18 protein-coding genes and 1 other RNA gene are annotated in these 22,500 nt (G+C 46.2%); 11 read left to right on the forward strand and 8 right to left on the reverse strand.

What is annotated here, in order from left to right; all coding sequences use genetic code 11:
• Positions 1–13: 13 nt before the first annotated feature.
• Both AC5ZC7_RS11675 and AC5ZC7_RS11680 read right to left on the reverse strand, forming a co-directional pair.
• Complete coding sequence (locus AC5ZC7_RS11675; protein WP_496159109.1) at positions 14–787, reverse strand: helical backbone metal receptor; 774 nt, start codon at positions 785–787, stop codon at positions 14–16.
• Positions 788–858: 71 nt separating this feature from the next.
• Positions 859–2,217 (reverse strand): pyridoxal-phosphate dependent enzyme, encoded by a 1,359-nt coding sequence (locus tag AC5ZC7_RS11680; protein WP_496159108.1) that lies wholly within the window; start codon positions 2,215–2,217, stop codon positions 859–861.
• Positions 2,218–2,506: 289 nt separating this feature from the next.
• Here AC5ZC7_RS11680 and bioD point away from each other — a divergent pair, with 289 nt between their 5' ends.
• From bioD to AC5ZC7_RS11730, 10 genes are all read left to right on the forward strand, one after another.
• Positions 2,507–3,151: a dethiobiotin synthase gene (gene bioD, locus AC5ZC7_RS11685; RefSeq protein WP_496159107.1), complete on the forward strand. Its 645-nt coding sequence runs from the start codon at positions 2,507–2,509 to the stop codon at positions 3,149–3,151.
• Entirely contained in the window at positions 3,148–3,723 is a 576-nt protein-coding gene (locus AC5ZC7_RS11690) for a 5-formyltetrahydrofolate cyclo-ligase (RefSeq protein ID WP_496159106.1), read from the forward strand. Before bioD ends, AC5ZC7_RS11690 begins: the two co-directional genes overlap by 4 nt.
• A 6-nt stretch (positions 3,724–3,729) precedes the next feature.
• Positions 3,730–4,800, forward strand: coding sequence for a tetraacyldisaccharide 4'-kinase (lpxK, locus tag AC5ZC7_RS11695; protein WP_496159105.1), 1,071 nt, complete (start codon positions 3,730–3,732; stop codon positions 4,798–4,800).
• A 15-nt stretch (positions 4,801–4,815) separates the two neighbouring features.
• Positions 4,816–7,986, forward strand: coding sequence for a ribonuclease R (gene rnr, locus AC5ZC7_RS11700; RefSeq protein ID WP_496159104.1), 3,171 nt, complete (start codon positions 4,816–4,818; stop codon positions 7,984–7,986).
• A 20-nt stretch (positions 7,987–8,006) separates the two neighbouring features.
• Positions 8,007–8,978, forward strand: a complete 972-nt coding sequence (locus AC5ZC7_RS11705; protein ID WP_496159103.1) for a polyprenyl synthetase family protein — start codon at positions 8,007–8,009, stop codon at positions 8,976–8,978.
• A gap of 187 nt (positions 8,979–9,165) precedes the next feature.
• Positions 9,166–10,797 carry an amino acid permease gene (locus AC5ZC7_RS11710; RefSeq protein ID WP_496159102.1) on the forward strand — a complete coding sequence of 544 codons (1,632 nt, stop codon included), beginning with the start codon at positions 9,166–9,168 and terminating at the stop codon, positions 10,795–10,797.
• Positions 10,798–10,984: 187 nt separating this feature from the next.
• Positions 10,985–11,452: a DoxX family membrane protein gene (locus tag AC5ZC7_RS11715; RefSeq protein ID WP_496159101.1), complete on the forward strand. Its 468-nt coding sequence runs from the start codon at positions 10,985–10,987 to the stop codon at positions 11,450–11,452.
• Between the two features lie 95 nt (positions 11,453–11,547).
• The gene (locus AC5ZC7_RS11720) at positions 11,548–12,597 is read left to right on the forward strand and encodes a Smr/MutS family protein (protein ID WP_496159100.1); all 1,050 of its coding nucleotides are present in this window, start codon (positions 11,548–11,550) and stop codon (positions 12,595–12,597) included.
• A 25-nt stretch (positions 12,598–12,622) separates the two neighbouring features.
• An RNA gene (gene rnpB / locus AC5ZC7_RS11725) (RNase P RNA component class A) lies at positions 12,623–13,006 on the forward strand.
• A 68-nt stretch (positions 13,007–13,074) separates the two neighbouring features.
• A complete protein-coding gene (locus AC5ZC7_RS11730) occupies positions 13,075–13,485 on the forward strand; it encodes a magnetosome magnetite crystal formation protein family (RefSeq protein ID WP_496159099.1) in 411 nt (136 codons plus the stop codon).
• A 52-nt stretch (positions 13,486–13,537) separates the two neighbouring features.
• On the opposite strand, the gene AC5ZC7_RS11735 is transcribed toward AC5ZC7_RS11730, so the two are convergent.
• Complete coding sequence (locus tag AC5ZC7_RS11735) at positions 13,538–15,238, reverse strand: S8 family serine peptidase (protein WP_496159098.1); 1,701 nt, start codon at positions 15,236–15,238, stop codon at positions 13,538–13,540.
• A 377-nt stretch (positions 15,239–15,615) separates the two neighbouring features.
• Between AC5ZC7_RS11735 and AC5ZC7_RS11740 the strand changes: the two genes are divergently transcribed.
• Positions 15,616–16,149: a histidine phosphatase family protein gene (locus tag AC5ZC7_RS11740; protein WP_496159097.1), complete on the forward strand. Its 534-nt coding sequence runs from the start codon at positions 15,616–15,618 to the stop codon at positions 16,147–16,149.
• Positions 16,150–16,513: 364 nt separating this feature from the next.
• Here AC5ZC7_RS11740 and amaB read toward each other — a convergent pair whose 3' ends face one another.
• From amaB to AC5ZC7_RS11765, 5 genes are all read right to left on the reverse strand, one after another.
• On the reverse strand, positions 16,514–18,040 hold the full coding sequence (gene amaB, locus AC5ZC7_RS11745) for an L-piperidine-6-carboxylate dehydrogenase (protein WP_496159096.1): 1,527 nt from the start codon (positions 18,038–18,040) through the stop codon (positions 16,514–16,516).
• A 23-nt stretch (positions 18,041–18,063) separates the two neighbouring features.
• Positions 18,064–18,954, reverse strand: coding sequence for a 2-oxoadipate dioxygenase/decarboxylase family protein (locus tag AC5ZC7_RS11750; RefSeq protein WP_496159095.1), 891 nt, complete (start codon positions 18,952–18,954; stop codon positions 18,064–18,066).
• Between the two features lie 90 nt (positions 18,955–19,044).
• On the reverse strand, positions 19,045–20,115 hold the full coding sequence (locus AC5ZC7_RS11755; RefSeq protein ID WP_496159094.1) for a saccharopine dehydrogenase C-terminal domain-containing protein: 1,071 nt from the start codon (positions 20,113–20,115) through the stop codon (positions 19,045–19,047).
• 480 nt (positions 20,116–20,595) lie between these two features.
• The gene (panB, locus tag AC5ZC7_RS11760; protein WP_496159093.1) at positions 20,596–21,411 is read right to left on the reverse strand and encodes a 3-methyl-2-oxobutanoate hydroxymethyltransferase; all 816 of its coding nucleotides are present in this window, start codon (positions 21,409–21,411) and stop codon (positions 20,596–20,598) included.
• 163 nt (positions 21,412–21,574) lie between these two features.
• Positions 21,575–22,468: a Ppx/GppA phosphatase family protein gene (locus AC5ZC7_RS11765; RefSeq protein ID WP_496159092.1), complete on the reverse strand. Its 894-nt coding sequence runs from the start codon at positions 22,466–22,468 to the stop codon at positions 21,575–21,577.
• Between the last annotated feature and the right edge of the window lie 32 nt (positions 22,469–22,500).

A 22,500-nucleotide genomic window follows, 5' to 3' on the forward strand; every position in this document is an offset into this window, starting at 1 on the left:
TAACGGGTTGCCTCTAAAAATTAAGTCTGGAAAAATAAGTGGTAGCTTCCAGTAAACGGCTGCCATACCACGAAAACATTTCACCGTCTACCAACTGGATACGTGCCTGCGGAACGATGGCCTGCAATTCCGCGAGGTGTTTTTCTTTAAAAGGATAGGGCTCTGATGACAGTAATACCAGCTCACATCCGCTGTCAGCCAGCTGTTCCGCAGTAATGGAAGGATACCGTAGCAGTTCTCCAAAAACATTTCGTAACCCACAGGCTTGTAACATTTCATGGATAAAAGTATCGCCGCCGGCTACCATCCAGGGATCGCGCCAGATAAAATAGGCTGTCCGGAGAGGGAAGGGACGTACTGGTAAAGCAGCAAAACCTGCTTTGATTTGTGTTACCAAATCTGCTGCGGCAGCAGCGCGGTTGGTTAACGCACCAATGCCGGTGATCATTTGATAAGCATCTTCCAGCGTCTGTATATTACTGACCCATACCGGGTATTCCTGCATTAGTGGCAGGATATCGCTTTCCAGGTTTTCTTCTTTGTTGGCAATAATCAGGTCGGGAGATAAGGCGGCAATCCTGTCGGCGTGCACATTTTTAGTACCGCCTACCCTTGTTTTTTCGCGAAACCACGTTGACGGATGTACGCAAAATTTCGTGATACCTGCTACTTCTTTGTCGAGCCCAAGGGAATATAATAATTCAGTTTGTGAAGGCACCAGCGAAATAATCCGCTGTGGCGGATGTTCCAGTGTTATCTGCCTGTTTAACTGATCGGTAAAAATCATGTGGTAATGGTTAGGTAGGTATTTTTCCGGGAGATGTGAACGGCGCGGTCCACATCTCCCGGAAGAAATAATTATCGGCCCAGGGCCTGTATAATATCATACTTCGTGATAATGTGGTGGTTGCCGCTATCGTCTTTGGTCAGCACGGCGCCGTTTTCCCGGTTAATATACACCGTTAGTTTTTCGATTGGCGTATCCTGGCTTACCAGCGGGAAGGAAGGCTGCAGCACCTGTTTAACCAGCGCATCTTTCAGGTTGGCGTCATCAATCAGGCGGTTAAATAAACCGGTTTCAGAAATAGCGCCAATAATTTCGCCACCCTGTTCTACAGGGATATGTTCGATATCATATTTTTTCATGCGGGCAATGGCTTCGCTTACTTTTTCATCGGCGCTAATGGTAACCAGTGGCTGCTTACGACGGCCATTTACTACGTCCTTTACTGTTTTTACATCCAGGAACCCACGTTCCAGCATCCATTGATCGTTATAAATTTTTCCTACATAGCGGCTGCCATGGTCATGAAAAATAACCACCACTACATCGGTAGGTTTCAGGGAAGCTTTCAGCTGTAAAAGTCCTGCTATAGCTGATCCGGCAGAATAGCCCACGAAAATGCCTTCTTCTTTGGTAATGCGGCGCGCCATTACAGCAGCGTCCTTATCAGTAACCTTTTCAAACTTATCAATGACAGACATGTCATAGTTCTCCGGCACAAAATCTTCCCCGATACCCTCGGTGATATAAGGATATACCTCACTCATGTCCAGCTGACCGGTTTCAAAATATTTTTTTAACAGGGAACCATAGCTGTCAATGGCCCATACCTGGATGTTGGGATTTTTTTCTTTCAGGTACTTACCGGTACCGGTAACGGTGCCACCAGTGCCGGTGGCCACTACCAGGTGGGTGATTTTTCCCTCCGTTTGTTCCCATATTTCCGGCCCCGTTTGTTCATAATGAGCTTCCCGGTTGGCGAGGTTGTCGTATTGATTTACATAAAAAGAGTTGGGGACTTCTGTTGCCAGGCGTTTGGAAACAGAATAGTAGGAGCGGGGATCTTCCGGCTCTACATTGGTGGGGCAAACAATAACTTCGGCTCCTACCGCTTTCAGGATATCCACTTTTTCTTTGGATTGTTTGTCGGTAGTAGTAAAAATACATTTGTATCCCCGGATAATGGCGGCCAGCGCCAGTCCCATACCGGTATTACCGGAGGTGCCTTCAATGAGGGTGCCACCGGGTTTCAGTAATCCTTTTTGTTCTGCCACATCCACCATTTTCACGGCCATGCGGTCTTTAATAGAGTTGCCTGGGTTAAAAAATTCTACTTTAGCAAGCACCGTGCAGGGAAGAGTAGCCGTGACGCGATGCAACTTAACCATTGGGGTATTTCCTATCGTTTCGAGTATGTTATCACAGTATTTCATAAAAAATGAGGTTGTATGGTAACGAAAATAAGGAATTGCATTGATACCCGGAGGCGCAGAAGATCTGCCCGGGCGGATTGCCTTTCTCCCGATTAAACTGATTTTAATGATTTGTCAGATTTTCTGCAGATCTTTTCAGAGATATACCAGCTTCCCTCTAAGAAGCCCGCTCAAAGGGATAATAATTATTAAAATCATCAAAATATTAAAATCAGTTTAACCCGTTTAACCTGGAAAAAGACAATCCCACCGATGGAGGATCCCCCGTCACTTTCTTATCTTTGTCAGGATGAGTGCAAGAATTTTTATCACCGGCATAGGTACCGGTGTAGGAAAAACCCTGACGGCAGCCTGTATTACCGAAGCATTACATGCAGATTATTGGAAGCCGGTGCAAACAGGGTTAATGGAAGGTACAGATACCGACACGGTGGTATCATTATTATCCAACCCGGTGTCAGTTTGTCACCCTGAAGCCTGGCGTTTACAGGCGCCGGCCTCTCCACACCTGGCAGCGCGGCTGGAAAATACGACGATCAATACCAGCAAAATTGAGATGCTGGCAAACCAGTACCAGCCAGCGGAACGTCCGTTGGTGATAGAAGGGGCAGGTGGCCTGATGGTACCGGTAAACGAAACGGTTTTTACGCTGGATCTTATATTGGCATTGAAGGCCAGGGTAGTCATCGTAGCACAGAATTACCTGGGCAGCATCAACCATTCCCTGCTCACTGCACGTATGCTGCAACATACAGGCGTTCCCGTTATCGGGTGGGTGTTTAGTGGGGAAGAACATACCAATGAAGCGGATATTGTAACATGGAGTGGCTATCCTAAAATTGGCCATATCCCACTGACAAATCAGGTAGATAAGGCATTTGTACAGCAACAGGCACAGTTGTTGACATCCCCGCTACATACATTATTGGCATGACCACTAAGAAGGATATACGAAAACATTTCCTGGAGCAGCGGCTCAATATGGACGACGATACTGCCGGCGTGTTAAATGAACGGTTGCTGGCGAATTGCCGGCTACTGGATTACAGTCGCACCCACATGGCACATGTTTTTTTACCCATCTCCGAAAAAAAAGAAGTGGATACCTGGCCCCTGGTTAAATGGCTAAGGGAACAGCAACCACAGCTCGAATGGGTGTTGTCCCGTTCCGATATGAAAACCGGTGATATGACACATCTGCTCTGGAAAGCCAATACCATACTGGTAAAAAATAAGTTCGGCATTCCGGAACCGCTGGCAGGAATTGAAGTACAGCCGGAAAACATCGACCTGGTATTTGTACCTTTGCTGGCTTTTGACCTGGCCGGACAACGGGTGGGCTATGGCAAAGGAATGTATGATCGTTTCCTGCAGCAATGCGCCCCCGGTGTGCGTACCATTGGGCTGTCGCTGTTTGAACCGGTACCGGAAATTACGGACGTGGATGCCTGGGATATACCGCTGCAAACGGTAGTTACCCCGGATCGTATTTATCAATTTAAATAAACTATTGTGCTCAGATACCTTAGCTTTTTATTATATCCTTTTTCCCTGTTGTACGGTTTGGTGATGTGGTTGCGGAACCGTTTTTATGACAAAGGATTGCTCACCGCCGTGGAGTTTGATCTGCCGGTGATTGCCGTAGGGAACCTATCGGTAGGTGGTACCGGTAAAACGCCGCATGTGGAATACCTGATCCGCCTGCTGAAAGATTATTTTAAAACGGCTACCCTGAGCCGGGGCTACAACCGTCGGACCAGTGGCTACCTGTTGGCCGATGAAAAAAGCACGGCTGCCGATATTGGCGATGAACCCATGCAGTTTCATGATAAATTTCCGGATATCAAGGTGTGTGTAGGGGAAGAAAGGATGCTGGCCATTCCTCAATTGTTGGGCGATGAACCGGATACCCAGGTAGTGCTGCTGGATGATGCGTTTCAGCATCGCTCTATCAAACCGGGCCTCAATATTATGATCACCGATTACAGCCGGTTGTTTACCCGTGATCATGTAGTGCCTTTCGGTCGCTTAAGAGAGGGCAGGGCTGGTTATCACCGGGCGAACTGCATTATTGTATCCAAGTGTCCGCCGGATATGAGTGTGGCAGAAAAGCAGGCTTTGGAAAAAGAAATTAACCCGCTGCCTCATCAGCGGCTCTTTTTCACTACCTTGCAGTACGGCGCCCTGTCCGATATGATTACCCATCAACCGGTGGAAGTCCCCAAATCAGCAACCGTATTGCTGGCGTGCGGTATCGCAAGGCCCGAACCATTGCTGGAAGAACTAAAACGACGTTACGAACAGGTGTACCTGTTGTCTTTTCCCGATCATTACTATTACACGGAAAAGGATATAGAAAAAATCAAGAAAGAATGCAGCGAGTTACCAGGAACCCAAAAGATTGTCATTACCACAGAAAAAGACGCGGTAAGATTGCATCTGCTCAAAGGTGCACTGGCAGAACAAAACCTGCAGATAGCTGTTATGCCAGTGGAGATCTCATTTCTCTTTGGAGAAGCAGCATTATTTAATAACTTTATTTTTGACTACGTAGGAAGGCATTTGCCGTTTCCCGGTCAATGATAACTTACGACTAACATGAGTAGAAAAAAGAAAAATAAAAAAGGTGGTCATAGTCATCACGCTAACCCGAATACCACCAACAACCATAACGGCCAGAAGAAGACTTTTAAAGGCATCGTGGAAGTGACCAGGTCAGGAATGGCTTTTGTGATGGTAGACGGCCTGACAAAGGATATCATGGTGAAGCAGAAAAACCTGCATACCGCCCTTGATAAAGATGAAGTACTGGTAGACGTGCTGAAGGCAGCCCGCAACGAGGGCCGGATGGAAGGCATCATAACCGACATCCTTAAACGAAATAAAACAGAATTTACCGGCACCCTGCAGGTGAGCAAAAGTTTTGCTTTCCTCATCCCTGAAAAGGGATTGTTCATGCCGGATATCTATATTCCCGCCAACTCCCTGGGAGAAGCCAAGAACGGCGATAAAGCCGTGGTGAAGATTGTAGCCTGGGGTGAGAAATCCCGTAAACCAGTGGGTGAAATCGTGGAAATCCTGGATGCCAGCAATACTAACGACCTGGCCATGAAGGAAATCCTCATAGAAGCAGGTTTCCCGCTAAACTTCCCCAAAGAAGTACTGGATGAATTAAATAGTATCCAGGAAAATATTTCTGAAGAAGAAGTTGGCAAACGTAAAGATGTCCGTAAAGTCCTGACCATGACCATTGACCCGGTGGATGCCAAAGACTTTGACGATGCCATCTCTATTCGCCTGCTGAAAAATGGCTTCTATGAAATTGGCGTGCATATCGCCGATGTAAGTCACTACGTATTACCCGGCACCGAACTGGATAAAGAAGCGGATAAGCGGGCTACCTCTGTGTACCTGCCGGATCGCGTATTGCCTATGCTGCCGGAGAAAATATCCAATGAGTTGTGCTCTCTGCGTCCGCATGAAGATAAACTCACTTTCTCCGCTATGTTCCAGATGAGCGACAAAGGAGAAATCAGGCAACATTGGATTGGTCGTACTGTGATTCACTCTGATCACCGGTTTACCTACGAAGAAGTACAGGAAATTATAGAGCAGAAAGACGGTCTTTATAAGAACGAAATACTGCTGCTGAATAAAATAGCACAAACCCTCCGGGCGCAACGTTTTGCACACGGGGCTATTAACTTTTCTTCACAGGAAGTGCGCTTTAAACTTGATGAAACCGGTAAACCTGTTGGCATTGTGGTAAAAGAAAGTAAAGAAGCCCATCAGTTGATTGAAGAATTTATGCTGCTGGCCAATAAAACCATTGCGGCTTATGTAGCTAAATTAAGAATCAATAAACAACCAATACCTTTCCCTTATCGCGTGCATGATACGCCAGATCCGGAGAAGCTGAAAGTATTTGCGCTCTTTGCCGGTAAGTTTGGTTATCAGTTTGATCTCAGTACACCGGAAAGTATTGCCAGCTCCTTTAACAATATGTTGTTAAAGGTAAAAGGCAAACCGGAACAACCTGTACTCGAAACACTGGGTATCCGTACCATGGCCAAAGCCATTTACACCGTGGAAAATGTAGGTCACTATGGACTTGGGTTTGAAGATTATTGTCACTTCACTTCTCCGATCCGTCGTTACCCCGATGTACTGGTACACCGCGTGCTGGCAGAGTGCCTGGCTAACAGCGTAAGACCGGATAAGCAAATGGAGCAGAAATGCAAGCATAGCTCAGAGATGGAACGGAAAGCCATGGAAGCGGAAAGAGCGGGTAATAAATACAAACAGGTAGAATACATGCAGCAGTTTATTGGTAGCACCTTTGATGGCGTTATCAGTGGCGTAGCGCATTTTGGCTTCTGGGTGGAAACCATCGATACCAAGTGCGAAGGGCTGATTAGTATACATAACCTGACCAAAAGAGAAGAATTCCAATTTAACGAAGGCGAATATGCTTTGGTGGGTCAACAGACCGGCCGTAAGTTTCGTATAGGCGAAAAAGTGAGTATCCGGGTAGTCGCTGCCAACCTGGCTAAACGCCAGCTGGACTACGACCTGGAAGATGAACTGACCGGCACTGGTACAGCCAGACCGGAATTCCAGCAGAAACGTCATGATGATCGTAAAGATCATCGCAAAGACGATCGCCGTGATAACCGTCGCGACGACCGCAAGAAGAAAAAAGAAAAACATCGCGGTGACTACCAGGGCCATAAACCATGGCAGCAAGACAGGCCAGGTACACCTAAAGCCCCGCAAATATCTCTGGGAGAGTCTGAGCCATTGCCAGTGGTAGACCAGGTAATAGCAGAAACCCATGTGGTACCTGTTACACCGACACCGCCAACGGCACCGGCTAAGAAGAAATGGCGCGAGGCGAAGGCAGAAGTATCGAAAGCTGATACTGCTGCACCTGTAGAAAAAGCCGATACTGCTCCTGTTGCACCAGCACCGATTCCTGCGGAAAAAACAGCTAAGGAACCTGTTGTGAAGCCTGCCGGGACGGAGAAAGCCCCTGCTAAGGAAGCAGCGGTAGTAGCAACACCAACTGCTAAGAAGACCCCTGCAAAACCAGCGCCTGTTAAGAAAGCAGCGGTGGTAGCGACACCTGCTAAGAAAGGAGCTACAAAACCAGCGCCTGCGAAGAAAGCAGCGGTAGTAGCAACACCTGCTAAGAAAGCAGCTGCCAAACCAGCACCGGCTAAGAAAGTAGTCGTAGCAACGCCCGCTAAAAAGGCAGCTACAAAACCAGCACCGGCTAAGAAAGCGGCAGTGGTTGCGAAGCCCGCTAAGAAAGCAGTTGCCAAACCAGCACCGGCTAAGAAAGCGGCGGTGGTTGCGAAGCCCGCTAAGAAAGCAGTTGCTAAACCAGCACCGGCTAAGAAAGCAGCGGTGGTAGCAAAACCCGCTAAGAAAGTAGCTGCCAAACCAGCACCTGCTAAGAAAGCAACGGTGGTAGCGAAGCCCGCTAAGAAAGCAGTTGCCAAACCAGCACCTGCCAAGAAAGCAACGGTGGTAGCAAAACCGGCTAAGAAAACAGTTGCCAAACCAGCACCTGCCAAGAAAGCAACGGTGGTAGCAAAACCGGCTAAGAAAGCAGCCGCCAAACCAGCCCCTGCTAAGAAAGCAACGGTGGTAGCAAAACCTGCTAAGAAAGCAGCCGCCAAACCAGCACCTGCTAAGAAAGCAACGGCCAAACCGGTAGTTAAGAAGGCAGCAGATAAAAACAAGTCAAAGAAAAAGAGTAAATAATAAAACACGAGCCACCAGTGATGCATTCATTTCAGGATCTAATAGCGCAGTTTAGTCAACATTTTGAGAAACAACAATTTCCGGAACAGCCCAGTAAGTTATACAATGCCGCGTCTCATATCCTGGATATAGGGGGAAAAAGAATACGACCAGTGTTGTGCATGATGGGAAACGAATTATTTGAAACCCTGCATCCGGATGCCTTCGAAGTAGGTAGTGCGGTGGAGCTTTTTCACAATTTTACACTGCTGCATGACGATATCATGGATAAAGCCCCGCTTCGCCGTGGTAAGCCCACTGTACATACCGTGTACGGGGAGTCTGCTGCTATCCTGGCAGGAGATGTGATGCTGATCAATGTATATGAGCACCTCAATAAAGTGAGTGCACACTATAAGCAGAAGATCATTTCTGTGTTCAATAAAGCCGCTATTGAAGTATGTGAAGGGCAGCAGCTCGACATGGACTTTGAAGGAATGGAACCGGAAGCCGTGCAGTATGATGACTATGTGAATATGATAGGTCTGAAAACTTCGGTATTGCTGGCCGCCAGCCTGCAACTGGGTGCTATTATCGGTGGCGCCGGAGAGGGTAACCAGCAGCACTTGTATGCTTTCGGGAAAAATATTGGGATTGCTTTCCAGATCCAGGATGATTACCTGGATGCTTTTGGTGATCCGGAGAAATTTGGTAAGCAGCAGGGAGGGGATATCCTTGTCAATAAAAAGACTTTCCTGTTATTGAAAGCCCTGGAGCTGTGTAACCCGGAGCAACGGGCAGAATTAAAAATGTTGATGGAAACTTCGCCGGCGGATAAGGTAGCACGGGTACTGTCGTTATTCCGCAGTTGCAAGGTAGATGAGTGGGCAGAGCGGGAAAAAGAACGGTTCCAACAGCTTGCTTTCCAAAGCCTGGAGAGCATTGCGGTGTTGTCGGGCCGTAAAAAACCACTGATGGATCTGGCTAACTATCTCTTAAACCGTCAGCAATAAGGTTTGTATTTAAAATCGCATTATATTCGCGTTTGTCTTATTCAGAGATAAAGTGATATGAAATGCTGATCACACTGATTTTTTTCTGAAAGATTTAATCAGCGCGATCAGCATTCGTATTTTTAGCAGGGTAAGACGGTATCTTTAGTACATTAAAAAACAACTGTAACACGTAATTCCTTCGCCAATGTCAAATTCGCTGTTTCGAAAGAAGTCCCTTTCCACTATTTTAAAAGATGCCACAGATGGATTGGCAGACGGTCATGAAACACGAGGGTTGCATCAGGTATTAAAGGTGAAAGACCTTACCGCAATGGGGATTGCCGCTGTTATTGGCGCAGGTATTTTTTCCACGATCGGTGAGGCGTCATTCCATGGTGGCCCTGGTGTATCCCTGCTGTTTGTGATCACGGCGGTTACCTGCGGTTTTTCCGCCCTTTGCTACGCGGAATTTGCTTCCCGCGTCCCCGTTTCCGGTAGTGCTTATACTTATTCTTACGTTACTTTTGGAGAACTGGCAGCCTGGGTGATTGGCTGGGCCCTGATCCTGGAATACGCTATCGGGAATATTGCCGTGGCAATTTCGTGGAGCGGATATTTCAATAACCTATTATCCGGTTTGGGAATGAGTTTGCCGTCGTGGCTCGCCAGTAATTATGACAGCGCTACGCCTGAAATTATAGCTGCCGCTCCGCATATCGGCAGTATTCCCATTATCCTGAACCTGCCGGCATTTTTAATTGTATTTATCGTTACTTATCTCGCTTACGTAGGGATACAGGAAAGTAAAAGAAGCGCTAATTTTATGGTGGCGCTTAAAATACTGGTGATCCTGTTTGTGATCGTGGTCGGCTTCTTTTATGTAAATAAGGCGAATTGGACGCCTTTTATGCCAAACGGGTTCTCCGGTGTCCTGAAAGGTGTATCGGCCGTATTTTTCGCTTATATTGGCTTTGATGCGATCAGTACCACGGCGGAAGAATGTCAGAACCCGCAAAGGGATTTGCCCAAGGGTATGATCTATTCGTTGGTCATCTGTACCGTATTATATATCCTCATTTCCTTTGTGCTGACCGGCATGGTGCCGTACTACAAATTAAAAGTAGACGACCCGCTGGCCTTCGTTTTCCACCAGGTAAATTTACCCTGGATCAGTTACCTGATTTCTGTTAGTGCGGTAGTGGCTACTACCAGTGTATTGCTGGTATTCCAGATCGGCCAGCCGCGTATCTGGATGAGTATGAGCCGCGATGGCCTGTTACCCAAGCGTTTCAGCAAAATTCACCCGCGTTTTAAAACACCTTCCTACGCTACTATTGTTACAGGTATTATTGTAGGTTTACCGGCACTGTTCCTGAACCTGACCATTGTAACAGATCTGACCAGTATTGGTACCCTGTTTGCCTTTATCCTTGTTTGCGGTGGTGTTTTAATATTACCGAGAGAGGAAAAGGCCAATGTAAAGCGTTTTCAATTACCTTATATCAGTGGGCAAATCATCGTTCCTGCCCTCGTCATCGGCCTGGTAGCCTTATTTCATAAAGAAATTTTGGCCAAACTATCTACCGAAGGAGGTTGGGAAGTATGGAAACACAATATTCCTTTCTACCTTTTTGTGGTAGTAACCATATTGATCACCTTTTTCTCTGCTACCCGTAAACTCTCGCTGATACCCGTTTTGGGCATGCTCAGCTGTTTTTATCTGATGACAGAAATTGCCCTGAAAAACTGGATCGTATTCTCCATCTGGCTGGCACTGGGCTTAACTATTTATTTTGCCTACAGCTATACCAATAGTAAGTTGGCAAAGAAAGCATAAAGCAGAAAGGCGAAAGCATAAAGCTATTTTGGCGAATGATCAATGCGGATATTATCCATTCGCGCTGATCATTCGCCAAAATAGCTTTATGCTTTCGCCTTTCTGCTTTGCGCTTTTTTTCGTATCTTCATAAAGGTTCTTTGATCCCTACATATACATCTGCTCTTTGATCCTTAAAATATGTTTTATGAACATGCTACAACGGGTTGAACACTGGGGCGATACACATAGCCCTAATTGGCTGAGTGCCGTACGTATTCTGCTGGGAATATTTCTAATGGCAATGGGTGTATTGTTTGTCATGAACAGAGATGATCTGATAGGCGTAATTAGTCAGAAACCAGCACTGGCTGCCATCTCCGTAATGTTAGGGCATTACATCGTATTTGCCCATACCGTAGGCGGTTTATTTATTGCGATGGGCCTCCTCACCAGGTTCTGTGCTATCTGCAATATCCCGGTATTAATCGGGGCCGTTTTAATGAACCATTCTGCAACAGGCTTATTTAGTGTTTATCCATTTATGGCTTTATCCGTAGTAGTACTGCTGTTACTGATTGTGTTTGCAATAGAAGGCAGTGGCCGTATCTCTGTAGATGAGTACATGCGCAAACATCCGGAAAAAGTGCGCAACCGCAAATATGTTGACTTCTAGCAACAGCCCTGATATCACCGGAACCCTCGTTTGCTAAATCTCTTCTACGCAAGTCCCTTCAATATTCTATTTTTGTATTTCAGAAGAATGCAATTATGAAATACCAAATAGGCGACGGCATCTTGCTGTTGAGTTCAAAAGAAGAAGGAACGGTTGTTGACATTGTGAATGATAATATGGTGATGATCGAGGTAAAAGGTACCTCTTTCCCGGTTTATCTGGACCAGATTGACTTCCCATATTTCCATCGGTTCACCCAGCAAAAAGTGGTGAAAGAAAAGCCCAGACTGATTCCTGGGGATGAGATTAAAGTAGATAGAAGTAAGTACGAAGTATTTAAAACAGACAAAGGTATGTTCCTGTCTGTTTTGCCGGTATACCAAATGGATGGCCTGGATGAAGTAGTGAAACTGATGAAGTTTCACCTGTTCAACGACACGCCACATGCCATGCGTTTTTATTTTCAGATTTGGTTGAATAATCAGCTGGACCTGGAAATTAAAAATGAAATTCAGCCTTATAACAATTTCTACCTGGCCGACCTGATATTTGAATCGCTGAATGATAATCCGCGGTTCGAATTTTCTTTTTTCCTGAAAGAGCCACAACCCAAGCTGGCAACTTCTGTACAGAAGACCTGGAAAATAAAGCCGAAACAAATGTTTGTACAGTTGCAGGAACTACGGGCAAAAGAAGAGGCGACCATCACCTACACCTTATTCGATAAATTTCCGGAGAAAGCGCCGGAACCGCCTGCAGCTGCAGAACCTTCTAAGAAGAAGGCGCCTGTTACTACCCTGGGATCAGGTAATTTTGCCAGCCTGCTGAGCAAAATACAATTGCAGCCGGAAACATCGCTCGAACCCAAGCAGGAAGTAGATCTGCACATTGAAGCCCTGGAGAAAAACTGGAAAGGAATGAGTAACATCGCTATCCTGGCCGTACAGCTCAATGCCTTCCAGCGTTACCTGGACCTGGCCATCAGTCACCGTCAGCATAACCTGATTGTTATCCATGGTATCGGCAAGGGAAAGCTTAAAGACGAAATTCACCAGATATTAAAGCAAACACCGGAAGTAGCCAGTTTTGTAAACCAATATCATGCAAAATATGGCTATGGTGCTACAGAAATAACGTTTAGGTAATAATTTTCTTTACCTTCGCGCCTCAACTACAAACCGTGCTATCGTTTCACTGACTTGTGCAGTGAGAAGGAAAGTCCGGACAGCGCAGAGCAACGCACCACCTAACGGGTGGGGCTTCTCCCGCTTATAGCGGGAGGGGAACAGCAAGTGCCACAGAAAATGACCGCCCCCCGCCAATGGTGGGGGGTAAGGGTGAAAATGTGGGGTAAGAGCCCACGGTGCAGGCAGGTAACTGTTTGTGCGGGTAAACCTTGCGTGCTGAAATGCCATGTATACGGTTGCTTGAGGGCTGCTCGCCCGATGACCGAGGGTAGGCAGATACAGACAACGTGCGAACGTTGTCGCAGATAAATGATAGCAGTCCCGCTACCGCGGGAAACAGAATCCGGCTTACAGGTTTGTAGTTTTTTTCCTCTCCCTTTTTTTTGATATGCTAAAATAAGCTGCTAACTTCCCATTAATATTAATCTCTATTTTATGAACCAAAAAGATGAGCGTACCTGGGGAATCCTCGTACACCTGGGTGGCATCATAGGCATGACTATCCTTCCTCTTCGTGTTGTAAACAACATTATTGGCGTACTTATTCTCTGGCTGATCAAACGGAACGAATCTACTTTCGTTGACGAGCAAGGCAAAGAAGCCATTAACTTTCAGATTTCTGTCAGTATTGCTAATGTATTGGTTACGCTGATTGTGAATATTAATAATGGATTCTGGGGTAATTTCTGGGGACCAGGCTGGGGAGGAATTGACTTCGCGTTAAGTTGGGGAGGTTTATTAGGCGTAATTTGGCTGATCAATATTACTTTCAGCATCATTGCGGCAGTGAAAGCCAGTAAGGGCGAATCTTACAAATACCCGCTGAGCTTACGCCTCGTTAAGTAGTAGGACAAATATTAATCGGGGTTTATTGCCGAAACAATAAACCCCGATGGTATTAATTCTTTTTAATAGATTTTACTTTCGCTTTGTGCTGCTTTTTACCCTTCACATTTTCTCCTTTAATGGTAGCAGCCAGCTTTAATGCTTCATAACTGTTTACCAGTCCTCCTGTTTTAGACAAGTCTGCGAAATTCACTTTGTCGTCCGGACCGCCGCCTGGTTTGTTCACCATGGTAGTGCCATCAGGTAATGGCGTAGCACTCTTTTCCAGCACATATTTCAGCTGTTTGGCGCTCAATTCAGGATAGTAGGAGAGTACCAGTGCTGCTACGCCTGCTACTACCGGGCTGGCCATACTGGTTCCGCTGGCGCTGCCATACTTGTTGCCACCGGGAATGGTAGAATAGATTTGCACACCAGGTGCAAACAGGTCAACACCTTTTTTACCGTAGTTGGAGAAGCTGGCTACTTTATCCGCAGTAGTGCCATTGTTGCTGGCGCCTACGGTGATGAAGTTGGTAGCAGTAGTGCCATCCAGGTAATCAGGATTAGGGAAGTTGGCGATTGAATCATTGTTGTTGCCATCGTTGCCGGCAGCATGTACCAACAATACGCCTTTTTCCTCTGCATATTTCACTGCCGCGTCTACCCAGTCTTTATGCGGTGAAAAAGGTTTACCAAAGCTCATGTTAATGATTTGCGCGCCGTTGTCAACCGCATAACGGATGGCCAGGGCAACGTCTTTGTCTCTTTCATCGCCATCCGGAACGGCTTTAACAAACATGATGCGTACGTTATCCGCAATGCCGTCCATACCAACACTGTTGTTCCTGGAGGCAGCGATAATACCCGATACGTGGGTGCCATGGAAACCAAAGGAGCCCATTACATCATTGTTACCGTATTTGTTATCATTGATATCGTTCAGGTTATCGCCGATGATGCGTTCCCTGTTGGCGTTTGGTAATACTTCTGTACTTTCTGCCTTACGTTTCAGCTCATTCATGTATTCGTCGAACTCCATTTTGAAGTCGCTGAAAGAGGCAGGTACATCACCCGCGCTTTTTAATAAGCGGGTCATGAAGTTGCGTGCCAGCAGCACATCCTGGTTAGTAGTTTGGATACTGTCCAGCTGGGCTACATTGAAATCCTCCTTACCCAGGTAGGTTTTGAGGATAGATTCGCATTTATTTACGTTTTCCTGCAGTTTAGACATGCTTTTGTATTGCATCTTAAACTGGGAAGTTGGCTTTTCTACTTTCGCCTGGAGTTGTTGCCAGGTGGCTAATTCTTTGGAGTTGTTGGCAAGTGCAGAATCCGGGTTGCCATACAGGGTTTTATAGCGGTAATATTCGCGGGCAGCTTCTTCCGAATCTTCTTTTACACTACTTCCATCTTTACCTCCCAGGAAGTTCCAGCCATGAATATCGTCCACATAACCGTTATGGTCGTCGTCTTTACCATTGCCGGGAATCTCGCGGGTATTGGTCCACAACACCTTTTTGAGGTCTTCGTGGGTGGTATCAATACCGGAGTCAATCACCGCCACAATAACGGGCGTGCTTTTCTTCCCTTTTAACAATTCTTTATATGCTTTTTCTGTAGAAGTACCATACACACTGTCAGTATCATAACTCAACAGATGCCAGTTTTTGGGGACCTGCGTCTTACTTTGCGCGCTGGTATTTGTTGTAAATGCAGTCAATAATGCAACACATCCGGCCATAACTGCGACCTCTCGACTAAACAATTTCATGTTCAATAATTTTCCCGATATAGTAAAACAACTAAAAAATATCCTGATGAAAGGAATAAAGGTATAGAAAAAGCGGTATAACATTAAATATTAATGATAAGCGCGCTATATGTTGGTTGATTGGGAGATTGAATCATTGGGGGGGCGGGATAAGGTGCTGATTTGCAGCGAAAACCGTTTGCTTAATCTTATCTTGATAGAGGGGTCCGACAAGTCCCGTTGCCACCTGTCACAATCTGTTTTGCCGGTGTTTATAACTAATCTAGTTTTACATCATTCCTTAAGGGCTATATATACTCTCATCTACCCTTGTGCTAAACGAGATTTACAGGTTCGTTTCATCACTTTTAAAAAATTAATTTTTAAATCTACCCATCATGTTGAAAGCTCTCTTCATGGCCGCCATGCTGGCCACCGGTACTCAGGTATTTGCTACTGAGCCCGAAGTAACCACCATTATTTTCGTGAATGCAGGTGAAGTGGAATCATCTCCCTCTACAGATCCAGGTTTGAGTTCTTCCGGAACAGACCAGGCCAACCAGTTGGTTAGTTCCCTGGAAGGTACCAGCATTAGCGCGATCTACACAACCTTTATTAACCGTGCGATTCAAACCGTTACGCCCCTGGCGAAAGCACGGCAACAACAACTCGATTATTTCCGGTTAAACGGCGATCCGGAGCTGACTTCCAGTATTGTAAAAGACATGATAAAGAAAAACAGCGGTAAAACCATCGTTATTTGTAGCGATCCGGAAAATATTGCTGCGATGATACGGCAGGTAGGCGTAAGGGGTAAAGATGTTAAAACCCTTTATGACAAAGGATCTGGACAGGTTTTAGTCGTAAAACGCAGTAGTAATAATACGGCAGTAGCACAAAAGTTGAATATGAATATTCAGAAAAAAGTGTAATATTTATATCCGGAAGAGTATTTAATAGCATCCCGCTATTGCTTACTTTTCTCATAAGCATGGTTTCCGTTTAACGAAAAGCGGGGTTCTCTAACCTCGCTACTATTTTTAAAACCATGTGATCGGTGTATGTAGAGAGTGAGCAGCTTGAAGTTGCTGGTACTAATATGCAGAACCTGTTTTATCAACCGCTTTTAAAATCTGATCGGGTCGATTCCTGTCACGAATATTAAAAGCTCCGGGGCGATGGCCTCGGAGCTGAAAAGACCACCAAGCATTGACGAAAAATTAATTTCCAGAAATTATAAAAAAAGGAGAACATACAAAGTAGTATGTTCTCCTTTTCTCTTTTTATGATAACAGATCAGATATCAAATTTAATACCCTGTGCCAGCGGCAAACTGTTGGAATAATTGATGGTATTGGTTTGACGGCGCATATACGCTTTCCACGCGTCTGATCCACTTTCACGGCCACCACCGGTTTCTTTCTCACCACCAAAGGCGCCACCGATTTCAGCACCGGAAGTACCGATGTTAACGTTGGCAATACCACAATCAGAGCCGGCCTGCGACAGGAATTGTTCTGCTTCCCGCAGGTTCAGGGTCATGATGGCAGAGGAAAGGCCCTGTGGTACATCATTCTGCATAGCAATCGCTTCTGGCAGCGTTTTATATTTCATCACGTACAGGATAGGCGCAAAGGTCTCGTGCTGTACAATAGCGTAAGTGTTTTCTACGGCAGCAATACAAGGTTTCACATAGCAACCGGACTCATAACCATGGCCGGTCAATACACCGCCTTCCACGAGGAAGGAGCCGCCTTGCTGTTTTACCTGTTCTATAGAATTCAGGTAAGCGTCTACCGCAGCAGTATCGATCAATGGTCCTACGTGGTTATGCTGATCCAGCGGATTACCTATGCGAAGCTGCGCATAGGCTTTCACCAGTTTTGCGGTGAAGCTGTCGTATACGCTTTCATGAATAATCAAACGGCGGGTGGAGGTACAACGTTGTCCGGCAGTACCTACCGCACCGAATACGGCGCCTATCAACGACATATCCAGGTCTGCATCCTGGGAAATGATAATGGCATTGTTGCCACCCAATTCCAGCAGGGAGCGACCCAAACGTTCTCCTACGGCAGCGCCAACGGCTTTACCCATGCGGGTGGAACCGGTAGCAGAAACCAGCGGAATACGGGTATCATGTGCCATCCATTCGCCGGCATCGCGGGCGCCTGTAACGAGGCAGCAAACGCCTTCCGGTACATGGTTGGCTGCAAATACATCGGCTACAATGCGTTGGCAGGCCAGCGCGGTTACCGGTGTTTTTTCTGAAGGTTTCCAGATACAAACATTTCCACAAACCCATGCCAGCATGGAGTTCCAACTCCAAACGGCTACCGGGAAGTTAAAGGCGGAAATAATGCCGGTAATACCCATTGGATGCCATTGCTCATACATCCGGTGTCCCGGGCGCTCAGAGTGCATGGTTAAACCATGTAACTGACGGGAAAGTCCAACCGCAAAATCACAGATGTCAATCATCTCCTGTACTTCGCCATATCCTTCCTGTAAACTTTTTCCCATTTCATAGGATACCAGTTTACCCAATGCTTCTTTATGTTCCCGGAGGGCTACGCCTATTTGTCTTACTACTTCCCCTCTTTTAGGAGCAGGCCACATCCGCCATTCTTTGAAAGCTTCCTGTGCTACGGCTACTACCAGGTCGTAATCCTCCCGGGTAGCGCTTTTTACACTAGTAATCTTCTTGTTGTTCACCGGTGAAAAGGAGGTGATTTCTGCTCCGTGAGCAGGCAGCCAGTTGTTACCGGTGCTAATACCACTCTGTTCTGTAGTGATCCCGAATGCTTTTAAGATATCTTCCATTATGGGTGTATTATTAAACGAAATTAGGAACTTTTTTTTGTTTGGGTGGCGTAAGTGCTTTCAAAGATCTTGTCGGCATTACCGGCCTCAAAGCCTTCCCGGCGCTGTGCCCTGCCTATTTCAGCAGCAGGCAGGTGGGCAAATTGTGGCAGTACCTTTCTTTCAGCAAACTCTACATAAGACCCCGCGATGGGCAGGGTATCGCCACCGGCAAATTCAGCTGTGATCATACCTGCTACCGTAGCGCTTTGCAGTAAGGCGCCGTCGGGGCTGGTTTTGATTTTACCACCGGCATCATTCAAACGGAAACCATGTTTCTCCAGGAATACGTTGAAGTCGGCCACAGTATTATATCCTGCAGGCAGGTTATGTACGCTCACCGTGAAGTGATTGAGGTAGTACCGGTTGTAAATCACCCAGGCAGCGTATTCACTTTCGGCAGCCAGCAACTGGTAATCCGCCAGGGTGGGCGTGCGCCAGAGGGAGCTGTGGAGGAAAGCGTCTACTGCTTTGGCATCGTCCAGGTTCAGGGCATTTACCGGGTCTGTGGTGACTTCGCTGGTATAGCGGTGAATGATTGCCTGTGCGGCTTCACTGAGGTCGTTTACCCGCAGCTCACTGATGAAAATGCGGGGGTATTCAGGCGCCGGAGGCGCATACCACCAGGCATCCAGTTTCTTGGCAGCAAAATGGTATTTATCCATTTTTTTGTAGCCATAATGGAGAAATATCTTCTCCAGGGATTGTACACCTAATTGTGGGACTCCCATTGTTCTGAAGGCGATATGATCATTTTCGATATCATCCGCCTGTTGAATCATCCCTTCTTTTATCATGGCGGCAATCACTGCTGCCACGTCCGGAACGCGCTGCTGATAGCGATCCATCAGCCCTTTTAATACATCTTTTAACATGAGATGAAGCGTTTTAGCCTTTAGCTGTTAGTGTTTTTTAGTAAAGAGGCTCTTCTCCAGAGGAATTTACTAATTTTTACTGCTTAAAAACTAATTATAGTATACCGCGAAGCGGTTATTAATTAAATCATTAAATACCACGTCTTCCTGGCGAACAAACCCGTTGGCGGGAAGGAGACCTTTGGCGTGCAGGTCAATTACTGCACAGGCAGCGCCGGCGGTAGTCAGTTGGATAGCGGTGAAGTCTTTGCCGGCTACCGACTGGTTATATATCTTACGGGAGTAGGAACGTTGCACAGAGCGACCGTTTACCAGGCCGGAAACAGACACAAATACCAGTACTACGTCCTGCGCAGTGAAAGGTATGCTATCTTCCATAATCTCCTTCAAAATATCTCTCTTTTTATTCAGTTTTAGCTCGCTCAGCAGGATTTTCATTAGTTGGCAGTGGCCCGGGTAGCGCACGGTTTTATAGTCGAGGTTGTACACCTTGTTGTCCAGTATTTCCGCCAGGGCGCCTAATCCGCCGGAGGTGTTAAAGGCTTCGTATTCTACACCGTCCAGTGCAAAGCGTTCGTAGCCTTCCATCGGCATTACTTCTTTGCGTTGGCCTTCGTAGATGGCATCGCAGGGGTTGCAGTATTCATTGATCAGGCCATCGGTGCTCCAGGTGAGGTTGTACATGAGGCTGTTGGTAGGAAACTGGGGGAGAGCGCCTACACGCAGGCGAACCGCGTCCAGTGAATCAAATTGTTTGGCGATATCATGCGCGGCAATGCTGATGAAACCCGGCGCCAGTCCACATTGTGGCATAAAACTTACGTTAGCGTTGGCGGCAATTTCGCGGATGGCGTTGGTGGTGGCTACATCTTCTGTTAAATCAAAGTAGTGGGTATTGGCTTTGGCCGCGGCAGTAGCAATTTTTACGTTCAGGAAAAAAGGACAGGCGCTGAGTACCATATCCTGGTCTTTCAGGCTTTGTTCCAATGCCTGCGCATCGTTTACATCCAGTATAGTTTTACGGATATGCGTGTCAGTACATTTGTCCAGTAATGCCTGGTTGCTGTCTGCCAGGGTTACGGTATAGTCGCCGGACTGTTGCAAAAGAAAAGCAGCGGTTTCGCCGATCTTGCCGGCGCCAATAATCATTACACGTTTCATAATCTGTTTGGAATTATAGTGGTGAACGGAGTCTGGTAACTCCGGGTTTAAGTGACGTATTCAGTAATACACATAATTACGTATAGTCGTTACCGTTATAAGTCCATCACGAAACATTTCCGCCAGGCATAACGATGCCAAAACGAAAAAATAATGACGACAGCCAATAACAATAATGAGTGTAGGAAATGCTGGAATGCAGCATTCACACCGCTTTCACGGCTATGTAGTAAAGATGTGACGGGAAGGATAATCCCTTGTGCTACTTATGGCACATGGGAGCAAGTGCTCCGTAGATAGGAGAGTAGAGAAAGCTGTATGTTTAACAGGTAGTTCATTAGCGAAGCGAATATAGGGAAAAATTACGAATTACGAATTACGAATTACGAATTACGGATTTGTGGGAAGATAGTAAACGCGAAGGCTATCCGCTATAATCTTCCCACAAATCCGTAATTCGTAATTCGTAATTCGTAATTTTTAATACTGCTCGTTATCGTTCGGGAAGTCTTTAGTTTTTACATCATTGATGTAACCCTGAGTAGCGTCATAGATCTGGGTGTAAAGGTCCAGGTAACGACGGAGGAAGCGTGGTTTAAAATCTTTGTTGATGCCGAGCATATCGTGCATCACCAGTACTTGTCCGTCTACATATTTGCCGGCGCCAATGCCAATGATTGGAATACCTACAGACTCCGACACTATTTTCGCCAGGGCAGCAGGGATTTTTTCCAGTACAATGGCGAAGCAGCCTGCTTCCTGCAGCAGTTTCGCATCGTTGATCAGTTTATTGGCTTCCGCTTCTTCGGTTGCCCGTACGGCATAGGTACCGAATTTGTAGATCGATTGCGGTGTTAAGCCTAAGTGTCCCATTACAGGTACGCCAGCGGAGATGATTCTTTTTACAGATTCAATGATTTCTTCACCGCCTTCAATTTTGATTCCGTGTGCACCGGTTTCCTTCATAATGCGGATAGCAGAGCTAAGCGCTTCTTTGGAATTACCCTGGTAAGAACCAAACGGAAGATCTACCACTACGAAGCAGCGTTTAATCGCTCTAACTACAGAAGCAGCATGGTAAATCATCTGGTCCAGTGTAATAGGGAGCGTGGTTTCATGTCCCGCCATTACATTGGAAGCGGAATCACCGACCAATATTATATCAATCCCGGCATCGTCAAAAATGCGGGCCATGGAGTAATCGTACGCAGTGAGCATAGATATCTTTTCTCCATCCACTTTCATCTTCTGCAGTGTATGCGTGGTGATACGCTTTATTTCTTTATTCACAGACATAAGCAGTAGCTTTTAGCATTTTGCTGTTAGCAATAACCGCAAAGGTGGTGATATAAAAAGATAAAAGGAAAAGTTTTTTTTAAGCGGTAGGAGGGAGTGGTAAGCTTAAAATGGTTAGCTATCAGTAATTAGTACTTTGATACTAAGGCCAATAGCTAACCTTTTACAGCTGGCTGTTTACAGCTATTTCTTCGTATAGCGCATGGATGAGGCCATCCGCCAACCCGATTTTTGGTACATAAATTTCGGGGGTATCTGCCCAACGCATCACGTTGATGTAGATCTGCAGGGCAGGTACAATTACATCTGCACGGTCTTCCCGGAGGTTGTACAGGTGAATGCGTTCTTCCACAGTGAAATTGCTGAATTCCTTGTAGTAGTCTTTCAACGTATCAAGTGAAAGCGGCTTGCCTTCTTTGCGTTTGGATAGCGAGAAGATTTTATTGATGTTGCCACCGGAACCAATCGCCATCACGGGGCCTACATATTTTAACTGTTGTTTCAGGAAGTCTTTCATTCCCTGCCACTGGGCGTCTGTTACCTGTTGCTGTAACAGGCGGATGGTACCGATGTTGAAGGATTCCTTGAATATTTGTTTGCCACCACCAAACAGGGTGAGTTCTGTACTACCACCGCCTACGTCTATGTACAGGTAAGACTTGGTTTTATCCATGTTTTCTGCCACATGGTTTTCGTAAATGAAGGCAGCTTCTTCCTGCCCGGAAATTACTTTGATATCGATACCGGTTTGTGTTCTTACTTCCTGCAAAATAGCGCCGGCATTGCTGGCATCCCGCATGGCAGAGGTAGCGCAGGCTTTGAGGTATTTCACTTCATATACATCCAGCAATAGCTTATAGGCTTTAATGGTGTTGATGAGGTGTGCGGCTCTTTTTTCTGAAATAACATTGCTGTTGAACACATCAAACCCCAGGCGGAGCGGTACTCTTACCAGGTTTAATTTGGTAAAGTCCATTACACCGGCGCTGTTGGGGGATGCTTCAGAAATGAGCAACCTGGCAGCATTGGAACCTATATCAATCGCAGCTAATTTCATCTGGTAGTGGTTATATCAAGGGGCAAAAGTAA

The organism is Chitinophaga sp. 9-1-y (genome assembly GCF_059511905.2).

Coding starts and splice junctions, on each gene's coding strand:
- AC5ZC7_RS11675 (WP_496159109.1), bottom strand. CDS start 787: ATGATTTTTACCGATCAGTTAAACAGGCAGATAACACTGGAACATCCG.
- AC5ZC7_RS11680 (WP_496159108.1), bottom strand. CDS start 2,217: ATGAAATACTGTGATAACATACTCGAAACGATAGGAAATACCCCAATG.
- bioD (WP_496159107.1), top strand. CDS start 2,507: ATGAGTGCAAGAATTTTTATCACCGGCATAGGTACCGGTGTAGGAAAA.
- AC5ZC7_RS11690 (WP_496159106.1), top strand. CDS start 3,148: ATGACCACTAAGAAGGATATACGAAAACATTTCCTGGAGCAGCGGCTC.
- rnr (WP_496159104.1), top strand. CDS start 4,816: ATGAGTAGAAAAAAGAAAAATAAAAAAGGTGGTCATAGTCATCACGCT.
- AC5ZC7_RS11705 (WP_496159103.1), top strand. CDS start 8,007: ATGCATTCATTTCAGGATCTAATAGCGCAGTTTAGTCAACATTTTGAG.
- AC5ZC7_RS11710 (WP_496159102.1), top strand. CDS start 9,166: ATGTCAAATTCGCTGTTTCGAAAGAAGTCCCTTTCCACTATTTTAAAA.
- AC5ZC7_RS11715 (WP_496159101.1), top strand. CDS start 10,985: ATGAACATGCTACAACGGGTTGAACACTGGGGCGATACACATAGCCCT.
- AC5ZC7_RS11720 (WP_496159100.1), top strand. CDS start 11,548: ATGAAATACCAAATAGGCGACGGCATCTTGCTGTTGAGTTCAAAAGAA.
- AC5ZC7_RS11730 (WP_496159099.1), top strand. CDS start 13,075: ATGAACCAAAAAGATGAGCGTACCTGGGGAATCCTCGTACACCTGGGT.
- AC5ZC7_RS11735 (WP_496159098.1), bottom strand. CDS start 15,238: ATGAAATTGTTTAGTCGAGAGGTCGCAGTTATGGCCGGATGTGTTGCA.
- AC5ZC7_RS11740 (WP_496159097.1), top strand. CDS start 15,616: ATGTTGAAAGCTCTCTTCATGGCCGCCATGCTGGCCACCGGTACTCAG.
- amaB (WP_496159096.1), bottom strand. CDS start 18,040: ATGGAAGATATCTTAAAAGCATTCGGGATCACTACAGAACAGAGTGGT.
- AC5ZC7_RS11750 (WP_496159095.1), bottom strand. CDS start 18,954: ATGTTAAAAGATGTATTAAAAGGGCTGATGGATCGCTATCAGCAGCGC.
- AC5ZC7_RS11755 (WP_496159094.1), bottom strand. CDS start 20,115: ATGAAACGTGTAATGATTATTGGCGCCGGCAAGATCGGCGAAACCGCT.
- panB (WP_496159093.1), bottom strand. CDS start 21,411: ATGTCTGTGAATAAAGAAATAAAGCGTATCACCACGCATACACTGCAG.
- AC5ZC7_RS11765 (WP_496159092.1), bottom strand. CDS start 22,468: ATGAAATTAGCTGCGATTGATATAGGTTCCAATGCTGCCAGGTTGCTC.